The sequence below is a fragment of the Mesorhizobium sp. CO1-1-8 genome (assembly GCF_020164875.1).
Lineage (GTDB): Bacteria > Pseudomonadota > Alphaproteobacteria > Rhizobiales > Rhizobiaceae > Mesorhizobium.
This window is the reverse complement of sequence record NZ_JAIUGZ010000004.1, coordinates 386336-397991: the sequence shown is the minus strand read 5'-3', so window position 1 is coordinate 397991 and position 11656 is coordinate 386336. Positions and strand designations below refer to the sequence as shown.

The window sequence follows — 11656 nt, the reverse complement described above, 5'->3', positions numbered from 1 at the left end:
CAGTCTCTTGCCGCCCGCCTCCCGGGCGTCGTCCTACCCTTTGTGTTCAAGCCTCCCAGCTCGCCCATTTCTTGCCGATCAGGAAGAACAGCACGTAGATCAGGATGCCGAGCGTCGACAGGATCAGCACCACCGCGAAGAACTGCGGCATCTGGATCATCGACGAATAGGTGGTCAGCCGGTTGCCGAGGCCGAAACCGCCGCCGACCATCTCGGCGCCGACCGCGGTCAACAGGCCGAAGATGGCGCCGATCATCAGCCCGACCAGGATCATCGGTAGCGCCATCGGCGCGCGGATCTTCCAGAAGATCTGCAAGGTGCTGGCGCCATAGGAGCGCGCCAGCGCGATCTTGGCGCTGTCGACGCGGCGGAAACCGGTGGCGGCGTTGATCATCACCATCGGCCCGGCAGCCAGCGCCACCGCGATGATGCGCGGCGTGTAGCCGAAGCCGAAGCGCAGGATCAAAAGCGGCACCAGCGCCAGCATCGGCGTGGTGACCAAAAGCAGGATGTAGGGCGCGACGATCTTCTCCGCGAACGGGAACTGGGTGATGACGGCGGCCAGTACCAGGCCGACGATGGCGCCGATGGTGAAGCCGGACACCAGCTCGACCAGCGTGTAGCCGAGATGCGGCGCGATCAGCGGAAACTCGTCGAACAGCGCATAGGCGATCGAGCTCGGCGGCGGCATGATGTAGAGCGGCACATGAAACAGCCGCAGCGCCAGTTCGATGCCGCCGATGATGATCACCGCCACGGCAAGAATGGCCGCCACCTCCTTGCCCGATTTGATGCCGGGGCCGCTGGCGAAGGCCGACAGATTGGTCAGGCTGACCTCGTGGCCATCACCCGACTTGGCACCCGACTTGGACTTCGAGAATTCGGGAATGGCGTCGCCTCCGCTCACGGCCTGATCCTCACGATCTCGGCGCTCGGGCGCTCCGGGGCCTTTGGCCGCGTGCGTTCGCCGACAATGTCCATCTTGATCCGGTTGGTGAGGTCAAAAACCTCTTTCGTCGCCATGATCTCCAGCGAGCGCGGCCGGGGAAACGGCACGCGATACTCCTTGGCGACACGGCCCGGCCGGGCGCTCAGCACCACGACCCGGTCGGAGAGGAAGATCGCCTCCTCGATGCTGTGCGTGATGAAGACGATGGTTGTCTTGGTGTCGAGCCAGATCTCCTCGACCAGCCGGTTCATCTCCTCGCGGGTGAAACTGTCGAGCGCGCCGAACGGCTCGTCCATCAGCAGCACCGAGGGCTTCAACGCCAGCGCCCGCACGATCGCCGCGCGCTGCTGCATGCCGCCCGACAGCTCGCGCGGAAACTTGCCGCCAAAGCCGTCGAGCCCGACCCGGTTGAGCAGATGCGCGATCCACGCCCGGTCCGGCTTCTCGCCCTTGATCTCGAAAGGAAAGCGGATGTTGGCGTCGAGATTGCGCCACGGCAGGAGATTCGCTTCCTGGAAGACGATGCCGATATCGGGATGCGGACCGGTGATGGCCTTGCCATCGAGCCGGATCTCGCCGCTGGTCAGGCTGTGCAGGCCCGACATCGACCACAAGAGCGTGGTCTTGCCGCAGCCGGAAGGGCCGACGATGGAGACGATTTCATTGGCGCTGACATCGAGGCTGCAGCGGTCCAGCGCCAGCAGGTCGCCGGAGGCCGTGTGATAGATCTTGGTCGCTGCCTGCACGCCAAGCTTCGGCATTTTTGCATCGCCCGTGTTCATCTGCCCCCCGGGAAGATTGTGCGATGATCCATTGGCTCATCCCCAGCGAAAATCAGTCTGTAACTATCCTACTTTCCTGTCAAGCACCGACGATGACAGCTGTATCACGACAATCGAGCAGTATACCTATCCTTTTGTTTTGATGTGATTTTCGCGACCTTGAAATGCATGTTGCTTTCCTACATACTTCTGGACTGACACGGGCCGGAGAGGAACGGAGGAAGGTGAGCTTTCCCCAACGACACGCTGCGGTTGCGATGCGGTCGGGCATGTGGAGCCAGGACGTGCAAACATGCTAAGACGACAGCCTCGCAACCCAGGGAAAGACCAGGACCCCATGACCGAAGCTGGCAGCCAGGACGAGCCTGTTCCAGGCCCCGATACCGAGGGGCGCGACCCTGTCCGGCGCATCCCCGACATCATCTCGCTGGTCAAGGATTCCTACAGCGAATTGCGTCCGGCCGAACGCCGTGTCGCCGATGTCGTGCTCGACGACGTCAAATACGCAGTCGACGCCTCCAACGCCGCCCTTGCCCAGCGCGCCGGCGTCAGCGAACCGACGGTGACCCGGTTCTGCCGCGCCATAGGCTGCGAGGGCGTGCGCGACTTCAAGCTCAAGCTGGCGCAGAGCCTCGTCGTCGGTGCGCTCTATCTGGCCAAGTCGCCTTCCGTCAGCAATGACAATGGCATGCCGTTCTGGAACGCCGTGTTCGGCGAGGCGCGCCGGGCGCTGCAGGAGGCCGAGCGGCAGCTCGACCCGGCGCAGTTGCAGAAGGCGGCCGAGCTGATCGCCAAGGCGCGCCAGGTCACGGTCTTCGGCCTCGGCGGCAGCTCCTCCGCACTGGCGCAGGAAACCCAGTACCGGCTGTTCCGCTACGGCATATCAGTCAGCGCCCAGTGCGACCCCTATCTGATGCGCATGACCGCCTCGACGCTCAAGCCGGGCGATCTGGTGATCGCCATTTCGGCGACGGGACGCACCCGCGAGGTGATCGAGGCCGTCGAACTCGCCAAGCATTACCGCGCCAATGCGATCGCGGTGACCGCGCCCGACACCGAGCTCGCCCGCGCCTGCGACGTCAGGCTGACGGTGGCGGTGCCGGAATATCCAGACACGCTGAAGCCGACGGCGTCGCGCTTTGCCTTCCTCGCGGCGATCGACCTTCTGGCGGTGGCCTCGGCCTACAAGCTCGACGGCTCGGCCCGCGAGACGGTGCGCCGCATCAAATACAACGCCCAGATCCACCGCACCGGCAAGGAAATGGAGCCGCTCGGGGATTAGCTCCCTTCTCCCCGTTCACGGGGAGAAGGTGCCGGTCCACCCTCCGCAGATGCTGCGGAGGACGGGGAGGCGGATGAGGGGCGGCGCCTGGTTCGACAGTTATCATTCCAACACAGATCAGACGCACGCAGGAAGAGGAAAAGTAATGCTCGAGATAGCACCAACGAAACAGGCAGCCGCATGGCTCGAATCCCTGGCGCAGGCACTCGCAGCCGGCGACGTGGCCGCCGCGTCCAACCTGTTCGTCGACGATTGCTACTGGCGCGATCTGCTGACCTTCACCTGGAATGTCACCACCATGGAAGGCCGCACAGCGATCGCCGACATGCTGGCGGCGACGCTGGCAACGACGAAGCCGAGCGCGTGGCAGCTGACCGGCGAAGCGATCTCGGACGAGGGCACCATCGAGGCCTGGTTCAGCTTCGAAACCGCGGTGGCGTCAGGAGAGGGCATCATGCGGCTGCGCGACGGCCGCTGCCGGACATTGTTCACGGCGATGACCGACCTCAAGGGCTTCGAGGAGCGCAAGGGGGCGAAGCGGCCGCTCGGCGTGCGCCACAAGGCCGATCCCCAGCGCGAGACCTGGTCGGAGGCGCGGGCGCGCGAGACGCGCGAGCTTGGCACCGATGAACAGCCCTATTGCCTGGTCATCGGCGGCGGCCAGGGCGGCATCATGCTGGGGGCGCGGCTGCGCCAGCTCGGCGTGCCTACCATCGTCATCGAGAAGAATGCGCGGCCGGGCGACTCCTGGCGCAACCGCTACCGCACGCTCGTGCTGCACGACCCGGTCTGGTACGACCATCTGCCCTACATTCCCTTCCCCGAGAACTGGCCGGTGTTCACGCCCAAGGACAAGATGGGCGACTGGCTGGAAATGTACACGCGCGTCATGGAACTCAACTATTGGGTCGCCACCAAATGCCTCAGCGCCAGCTATGACGAGGCCGAAAAAGTCTGGACCGTGGTGGTCGACCGCGTCGGCCGGCAGATCACGCTGAAGCCGAAGCACATCGTCTTCGCCACCGGCGCCTATGGCCCGCCACGGCGGATCGATCTTCCCGGCGCCGACCGGTTCAAGGGCGAGTTGCTGCACTCCAGCCAGTATGCCAGCGGCGACAAATTCCGCGGCAGGAAAGTCGCCGTCATCGGCGCGGCAAGCTCCGGCCACGATGTCTGCGTCGACCTCTGGGAAAGCGGCGCCGAGGTCACCATGATCCAGCGTTCACCGACGACGGTGGTCAAGTCGGACACGCTGATGGAAGTCGGCTTCGAGATCTTCTCGGAAGACGCACTGGCGCGCGGCATCACCACCGAGAAGGCCGACATGATCGTCGCCTCGACGCCGTTCGCGCTGGTGCCCAAGGGCCAGCGGGCGCTCTACGAGGTGATCAAGGCGCGCGATGCCGCGTTCTACGACCGCCTGCGCGCCGCCGGCTTTGCCATCGATTTCGGCGACGACGAGACCGGCCTTCTGATGAAGGCCTACCGCACCGGCTCCGGCTACTACATCGATGTCGGCGCCTCCGACCTGATCATAGATCGCAAGATCGGCATCCGCAGCGGCGTCGCCATCAAATCGCTGACGCCTGAAGGCATCCTGTTCGAGGACGGAACCGAGCTGGCCGCCGACGCCATCATCGCCTGCACCGGCTATCAGTCGATGAACGAGACGGTTGCGGCGATCGTTTCGCGTGAAGTCGCCGACAAGGTCGGCCCGTGCTGGGGTCTTGGCTCCGGCGTCAAGGGCGACCCCGGCCCTTGGCAAGGCGAGCTGCGCAACATGTGGAAGCCGACCGCGCAGGAAGCGCTCTGGTTCCACGGCGGCAATCTGGCGCTGTCGCGCTTCTATTCGAAATATGTGGCGCTGCAGATCAAGGCGCGGATGGAAGGTATCGAGACGCCGGTTTACGGGGCGGTGAGCAACGCTGCTGATCTCCCCCCTCGAGGGGGAGATGTCGCCGAAGGCGACAGAGGGGGTCGCTTCACGTAAGCTCCAACCTCCATCTGCCGCAAGGAGGCCGCGTCCGGTCGGACCGACCCCCTCTGGCCTGCCGGCCATCTCCCCCTCGAGGGGGGAGATTAGTTAATCATGCCGATGCCCAAAGTGCCGCGCCGCGACCTCGACATGCGTATGCGACGCCTGCGCCACGAAACGCTCGGTCTCGTTGTGATCAGCCGCCTCGTTCGGCCACCAGGTGCCGCCGATAACGATGCCTTCCGACACCAGCCGCTGATCGGCGACCAGCGATGCGCCGACCGCGTCGACGAAGGTGAAGCGGCCCGGGCACTGCCGAAGCACGGCGACGTCGCCGACGGTGCCGACCGCCAGCGTGCCCAGATCAGGCCGCGCGATTGCCTGCGCGGGCGCTTGCGTCGCGGCGCGCAGGACCTCGACCAGCGGCATGCCGAGCGCCAGGAGCTTCGACATGCAGACCAGGATGTCGAAGGCCGGTCCGTCGACGCAGTAGAGATGCACGTCGCTCGAGATCACGTCCGGCGCCAGCCCCTCCTCGAGCATGGCGCGGGCGACCGCGAAATCGAACGAGCCCATGCCGTGGCCGATGTCGAAGATGACGCCGCGCTCGCGTGCCAGCCGCATGTCGGGCCGCACCGCGCCGGAAGCGAACACCGGCGCATTGGGGAAAGGCCGGAAGCAATGGGTGAGGATGTCCCCCCTGCGCAGCCGCGGCAGCACTTCCGAGCGGCCGGGCGGCGGCTCGTCGATATGCGCCATCAGCGGCAGGCCGGCCTGGTCGGCAGCCTCCAGCGCGAGATCGACCGGCGCGATGCCGCTGGTGCCGCCGGCATGCTTGCCCGAGCGGACTTTTACGCCGACCACGACATCGCGGTGCTCGCGCACGGCTGCCACCACCTCGCGCGGCTCGCACAGCCTGAGGTCGCTGCATTCCCCGACCGACACCGTCTGCGAGAAGCCGAAAATGCCGGCAAAGGAAATGTTGATATAGGCCAGGATGCGCACCTTCGAGCGCTCCATGACGTGGCGGCGGAAGCCGAGGAAATTGCCGGCTCCCGCACTGCCCGCATCGATGAAGGTGGTGGTGCCGCTCTTGGCGGCCAGCCGATCGGCATCGACGCCAAGCGACGTGCCGCCCCAATAGACGTGGCTGTGCAGGTCGACCAGGCCCGGCGCGACGATGCAGCCGCCGGCATCGACGATCTGCGCGGCGCTGTCCACCGGGATATCGGCATCGACAGCGGCAACGCGGCCATTGGCGATGGCGACATCGCGCGGAGCGTCGAGGCCAGCGGCCGGATCGATCAGCCGTCCGCCTTTCAGCAGGAGGTCGAATTGCATTGGGGTCACCTCCGCTTTGTTGCTTTGCCTACAGAGGCCGGTAGGCGACCGCCTCGACCTCGATCTTGATGTCGATCATCAGCCGCGATTCGACCGTGGTGCGGGCGGGCGGGTTTTTTGGAAAGTGCCTGGCATAGACCGCGTTGAAGGCGCCGAAATCGCGTGCGTCTTCCAGCCAGACCGTGGTCTTCACCACATCGTCCATTGTGCAGCCGGCCAACGCCAGCGCGGCCTTGATGTTGGCGAGCACCTGCTCGGTCTGTTCCGATATGCCGCCCTTGACCACGATGCCGTCGCTGCCGACGGGAACCTGGCCCGAGACATAGACGAGATCGCCGGCCCGCACGGCTGGCGACAGCGGCACATGCGACGTTCCAAAACACTGTTTCGGCAAGAACAAGCCTCCTCTGATGACAGGACGGGATGCCGTGGGGGCGTCCGCTTCGATCGACATTTACCCCGATCGGGGCGATCCTCATAGAGGGCTTGTTGGAAAGCAACATTCTTCGAAATCCGCGTTGCTTTATTACAAGAGCGCTTGCATCGTACGCGCTGACGGGCGGCTTGGAAGCCGCAACGCACAGAGCGGAGATACCCAGCAATGACCTACGACAAGAACCCGTTTCCATCAGGCGATGCCGATCGCCACGCGCTCTGGGAAATGCTGGTGCGGCGCGACATCGACGCCTTCATCGGCCGGGACTGGGCTATGGTCGAGGATGATTTCGTCGCCGAGAGCTTCTTCGGCATGCACGCGCATTTCCTCAGCAATGCCGACGCCTGGCGGCTGCAGTTTCCAAGGCTCGAAGTCTACCGCGACGAATGGCTGCGCCAGGCCAGAGAGACGGCGGCGACCAAATTCGCCGAGCCGCTGCGCGAGGCGCTGTTTCGCGTCACCAACATGCGCGACATCGACGTCGACGGCGACCGCGCCGTGCTGCACAAGAAATTCGACGGCTCGGTCGCCAAGGCGGACGGCAGCGTCGACCGCCTGAAATGGCAGACGCTGTATTTCTGCAGCAAGGTCGGCGGCAGCTGGAAGATATCAGGCTTCGTCGGCTACATGCCGCATCCGCTCGGCAGCTAGAACCCGCTGATCAGTAAAGCGTGACGAAGGCCGGGAACAACAGGCCGGTCGCCCGGAAATGCTCGACCAGTTCGATGGCCGGGAAGATGGCGAGGAAGTAGAGCCCGTCGAAGAATGTGCGCTTGAGCGCGCGCGTCGAGAACCGCAGCTCGTCATCTTCGTGGTAGAGAAGCGGATTTGGCCAGAACCTGGGCGTGTTCTTGATATAGGCAAGGTAGGCCGGGCCGAACTTGCCGAGCAGGAATTCGGCTTCCTTGCGCGCCGTGACGCGAAAGATGAAAAAACTGGCGGCGCCCAGCGCCACCGCCGCCATCAGCGAACCGTAGAGCAATCCGACGCCCACCGCGCCGACCGTCGAGAAGAAATAAAGCGGGTTTTGCGTTGTCGAAAACGGTCCCGACGAGACCAGTTCCTCGTTCTTCTTGCCGCCGACATAAAGAATGCTCCAGAGCCGTCCGGCGACACAGGCGAGCACCAGGCAGAAGCCGAAGAATTCGAGCGTCTCATGCCCGTCCGAGCCCTCGCTGAGGGCCGGTTTGGTGAGAAACAGAAGGAGCACCGCCACCACCGCCGCGACCCGCACGAAGATCAGCCGCTTGCGCTGGTCGAAAGCCTGAGAAGCCGGCTTGAGGGACGCATAGCTCATCGGTGTTTTCCGTGACTTCGACAGACGTTAGCGCACTGGTCGCCGCATTGATGGCGGATGCAAGGCGTCTTCATTCTATCAGCGCACCGTGCGGCGTTCGTAAAGGCCTTTTGCGCGGCCCACACCCATTCTTACGAATTTGTATGCCGCCAGACAGGTTGACGTGAACTCGCTTGCCTATCGTTCGGAGGCCGGCCTGCCATTTAGGGGCCGGACTATTTTGCGCAGCCGGACCACCGGCATCAAACAGGGAAATGGTTTCATGAAAAGATTTGCGCTTGCGATCGCAGTGGGCACCGTCGCCGTCTCCAGCTCGATTTCCACCGTCTTTGCCGCCACCGCGCCTTGCGAGGAGACGCTGAAAACCCTTCGCGCCGCGGAGGCAACGGCCGCGCTCAGCGCCGCTGACAAGACGAAGGTCTCGGAGCTGGAGACCAAGGGCATCGAGCGCTGCAATGCGGACGACGACAAACGCGCCGACGACTTCTTCGCCCAGGCCATGAAGGTCATGGGCAAGTAATTCCGCGAACCACCAGCCTCAGGACATCGCCATGCTCTCGCCCAACACGCAATACCCCGCCGGACCAAGCCTCAACAGGGTTCCGGACGTCACCGTCGATTTCTGGCTGGTCAAGCTGATGGCGGTGACCATGGGCGAGACGGCGGCCGACTATCTCGCCGTCAATCTCGGCCTTGGGCTGACCGTGACATCGCTGATCATGACCGGCGTCCTGATCGTCGCGATCGTCCTGCAGTTCGCGCAAAAAAATTATGTGCCGTGGGCCTATTGGCTGGCGGTGGTGCTGATCAGCGTCGTCGGTACATTGATCACCGACAATCTCGTCGACAATTTCGGCGTGCGCCTGCAGACGACGACGATTGCCTTCTCGGTGGCGCTCGCCGCGACATTCGCGGTCTGGTACGCCAGCGAAAGAACGCTGTCGATCCACACCATCTTCACCACCAGGCGCGAGATCTTCTACTGGCTGGCGATCCTGCTGACCTTCTCGCTCGGCACCGCCGCCGGCGACCTCGTCGCCGAGAGCTTCGACATGGGCTACCTCACCACCGGGCTGCTATTTGGCGGTGCGATTGCGCTGATCGCACTCGCCTACTGGCTGCTGCATCTCGACGCCATCCTGGTCTTCTGGCTCGCCTATATCCTGACGCGGCCGCTTGGCGCCTCGTTCGGCGACCTGCTGTCGCAACCGGTAGAATACGGGGGTCTTGGTTTCGGCACCATTTTCACCAGCCTGATCTTCCTCGGCTGCATCATCGCCCTCGTCCTGTACATGACGCTCAAGAAAACAGCGGGCGACGCCGACGAAATCTTGCTGGGATCGGATTAGGACAAAACTTCGCCAGAAAGCCCGTGCCGGTGGTAGCCTCTCCAGCTCGGCAACGGACCGGACCTTTCATGCGACTGCTTCTCGTCGAGGACGACCACAGGACGGCCGACTATATCGTCAGGGGACTGACCGAGGCCGGCCATGTCTGCGACCTCCTGCGCAACGGGCATGACGCGCTGTTCGCGGCGACCCGGGGCAATTACGACGTGATCATCGCCGACCGCATGATCCCTGGCCTCGATGGCCTGTCGATGGTCAAGGCGGTGCGCGCCGCGGGCGTACGGACGCCGGCGATCTTTCTCACCTCCGTCGGCGGCATCGACGACCGCGTCGAGGGGCTGGAGGCCGGCGGCGACGACTATCTGGTCAAGCCCTTTGCCTTTTCCGAACTTCTCGCCCGCATCAACGCGCTTGGCCGGAGGCCGGCGGCGCAGGAGCAGAAAACCGTGCTGCGGGTCGCCGACCTCGAAATGGACCTGATCATGCGGCGCGTTGTCAGGCAGGGCCAGCCGATCGACCTGCAGCCGCGGGAGTTCAGCCTGCTGGAAGTGCTGATGCGCGGCGAAGGCCGCGTCATCACACGCACCATGCTTCTGGAGCGCGTCTGGGATTTTCATTTCGATCCCAGGACCAGCGTCGTCGAGACCCATATCAGCCGGCTGCGGGCCAAGATCGATAGACCGTTCGAAATCCAGCTCATCCACACGATTCGCAACACCGGCTACAGCCTGCACGCGCCGTCATGACCGGAACATGGTCCCGCCTGCTGCGCAGCACGCCGTTCCGGCTTGCCCTGACCTTCGCCTTCCTGTTCATGCTGGCTTTCGTTCTGTCGGGCGCCATCGTCTACCAGATGATGAGCGCCGATTTTGCCGAACGGCTCGACGAGAACATCAAGGAAACCTATTCGGTGGTGACGGCGACCTATGCCCAGAACGACCTCGAGGACCTGGTTGCCACGATCGAAAGCCATGCAAAACTCAGCCCCAAGAAGGAACAGTTGTTTTCGCTGACCGACGCGGCCGGCAACCATCTGGCCGGCAACTTCACCGCGGCGGGGCTTCCCGACGGCTTCTCGATGTTCGACGCGGTATTGCCCGGCGTACCGCCGGACAGCGAATACCGCGCCTATTCCGGTTCGATCGGCGGCAACAATCTGACGGTCGCCTTCAGCCTTTCCGAGACGGAGGAACTGGAAGAGGTGGCGCTGCTGAGCTTCGGCTGGGCAACGCTGATCATCACCGGGCTGGCGGTCGCCGGCGGTGCCCTGCTGGCCTCGCGCGTCCAGCGCCGTCTTGACGGCATCGCCGCCACCATGGTGGATGTCTCGCATGGACGGCTGGACACCCGCATTCCCCTGACCGGCAAGGGCGACGACATCGACATCGTCTCCAGCCAGGTCAATGCCGCGCTCGATCGCCTGTCAGCCCTGGTCGAAGGCATGAAACAGGTCAGCGCCAACATCGCCCACGATCTGAAGACGCCGCTCAACCGGTTGCAGATGATCCTCGACACCGCGTCTGAAAAGAACCTGTCGGGCCAGAAAATCGCCGCTGAACTGGCGGAGGCGCATGCCGAGAGCCTGCAGATCAACGAGACCTTCGATGCCCTGCTGCGCATCGCGCAGATCGAGGCCGGCGCCCGCCGGGCGCGGTTCACCGACGTCGATCTGGGCGAGGTGCTGCAAACCATCGCCGAGATCTATGCCGAGGTTGCCGAGGACGACGGAAAGTCGCTGTCGTTGGCGCACCCGCGGGAAACGACGGATCTGATCCATGGCGATCGCGAGCTGCTGACGCAGATGTTCGCCAATCTGGTCGAGAACGCGCTGCGCCATTGTCCACCAGGCACGACGATAAAGCTGTCGGTGAGGCGCCAGGACGAACACGTCGTTGCCAGCGTCGCCGACAATGGTCCCGGCATTCCCGCGGAAGAGCGCGAGAAAGTGTTCCAGCGGCTCTACCGGCTGGACCACAGCCGCTCGACATCAGGCAGCGGCCTCGGGCTCAGCCTTGTCCGGGCCATCGCCGATCTGCACGGTGCATCGATTACGCTAGGCGATGAGCAGCCTGGGCTTGCGGTGGCGGTGAGTTTTCCCTTGGCGCCAAATTAGCCGGCGAACTGACGTGCGGACTTTCGGCGGCTTTCGTCTTACACATCCGTAAGGCGCCGGCCAACTGCCTGACAACTCGGCTCGCTAATATCGACCGATCTTCTCTCGAATCGAGGGAAGCAAGCCGACATT

At 64.0% G+C, this 11656-nt stretch carries 12 protein-coding genes; 7 read left to right on the top strand and 5 right to left on the bottom strand.

All coding sequences use genetic code 11. The annotated features are described in order from the left end of the window. Positions 1 to 46: 46 nt before the first annotated feature. Together LB558_RS10900 and LB558_RS10895 are read right to left on the bottom strand one after the other, a co-directional pair. On the bottom strand, positions 47 to 907 hold the full coding sequence (locus LB558_RS10900) for an ABC transporter permease (protein ID WP_127383345.1): 861 nt from the start codon (positions 905 to 907) through the stop codon (positions 47 to 49). Further along, on the bottom strand, positions 904 to 1731 hold the full coding sequence (locus LB558_RS10895; RefSeq protein WP_224697560.1) for an ABC transporter ATP-binding protein: 828 nt from the start codon (positions 1729 to 1731) through the stop codon (positions 904 to 906). The genes LB558_RS10900 and LB558_RS10895 overlap by 4 nt, the downstream gene beginning before the upstream one ends. A 337-nt stretch (positions 1732 to 2068) precedes the next feature. On the opposite strand from LB558_RS10895, the gene LB558_RS10890 reads away from it, so the two are divergent. Further along, the gene (locus LB558_RS10890; RefSeq protein ID WP_224697559.1) at positions 2069 to 3013 is read left to right on the top strand and encodes a MurR/RpiR family transcriptional regulator; all 945 of its coding nucleotides are present in this window, start codon (positions 2069 to 2071) and stop codon (positions 3011 to 3013) included. A 145-nt stretch (positions 3014 to 3158) separates the two neighbouring features. Then, complete coding sequence (locus tag LB558_RS10885; RefSeq protein WP_224697558.1) at positions 3159 to 5003, top strand: flavin-containing monooxygenase; 1845 nt, start codon at positions 3159 to 3161, stop codon at positions 5001 to 5003. Positions 5004 to 5096: 93 nt separating this feature from the next. On the opposite strand, the gene LB558_RS10880 is transcribed toward LB558_RS10885, so the two are convergent. Together LB558_RS10880 and LB558_RS10875 are read right to left on the bottom strand one after the other, a co-directional pair. Then, positions 5097 to 6329, bottom strand: a complete 1233-nt coding sequence (locus LB558_RS10880) for an amidohydrolase/deacetylase family metallohydrolase (protein WP_224697557.1) — start codon at positions 6327 to 6329, stop codon at positions 5097 to 5099. 28 nt (positions 6330 to 6357) lie between these two features. Next, complete coding sequence (locus LB558_RS10875; RefSeq protein ID WP_013528752.1) at positions 6358 to 6723, bottom strand: RidA family protein; 366 nt, start codon at positions 6721 to 6723, stop codon at positions 6358 to 6360. A 207-nt stretch (positions 6724 to 6930) separates the two neighbouring features. On the opposite strand from LB558_RS10875, the gene LB558_RS10870 reads away from it, so the two are divergent. Then, positions 6931 to 7416: a hypothetical protein gene (locus LB558_RS10870; RefSeq protein ID WP_224697556.1), complete on the top strand. Its 486-nt coding sequence runs from the start codon at positions 6931 to 6933 to the stop codon at positions 7414 to 7416. Between the two features lie 10 nt (positions 7417 to 7426). Here the strand turns inward: LB558_RS10870 and LB558_RS10865 are convergent, their stop codons facing one another. Beyond that, positions 7427 to 8062 carry a methyltransferase family protein gene (locus tag LB558_RS10865; protein ID WP_224697555.1) on the bottom strand — a complete coding sequence of 212 codons (636 nt, stop codon included), beginning with the start codon at positions 8060 to 8062 and terminating at the stop codon, positions 7427 to 7429. A 262-nt stretch (positions 8063 to 8324) separates the two neighbouring features. Between LB558_RS10865 and LB558_RS10860 the strand changes: the two genes are divergently transcribed. From LB558_RS10860 to LB558_RS10845, 4 genes are all read left to right on the top strand, one after another. Further along, a complete protein-coding gene (locus LB558_RS10860; RefSeq protein ID WP_224697554.1) occupies positions 8325 to 8582 on the top strand; it encodes a hypothetical protein in 258 nt (85 codons plus the stop codon). Positions 8583 to 8613: 31 nt separating this feature from the next. Next, positions 8614 to 9411: a hypothetical protein gene (locus LB558_RS10855; RefSeq protein ID WP_224697553.1), complete on the top strand. Its 798-nt coding sequence runs from the start codon at positions 8614 to 8616 to the stop codon at positions 9409 to 9411. A 68-nt stretch (positions 9412 to 9479) separates the two neighbouring features. Further along, complete coding sequence (locus LB558_RS10850) at positions 9480 to 10157, top strand: winged helix-turn-helix domain-containing protein (RefSeq protein ID WP_224697552.1); 678 nt, start codon at positions 9480 to 9482, stop codon at positions 10155 to 10157. Continuing rightward, positions 10154 to 11524, top strand: a complete 1371-nt coding sequence (locus LB558_RS10845; protein ID WP_224697551.1) for an ATP-binding protein — start codon at positions 10154 to 10156, stop codon at positions 11522 to 11524. The genes LB558_RS10850 and LB558_RS10845 overlap by 4 nt, the downstream gene beginning before the upstream one ends. The last annotated feature ends 132 nt before the right edge of the window (positions 11525 to 11656 follow it).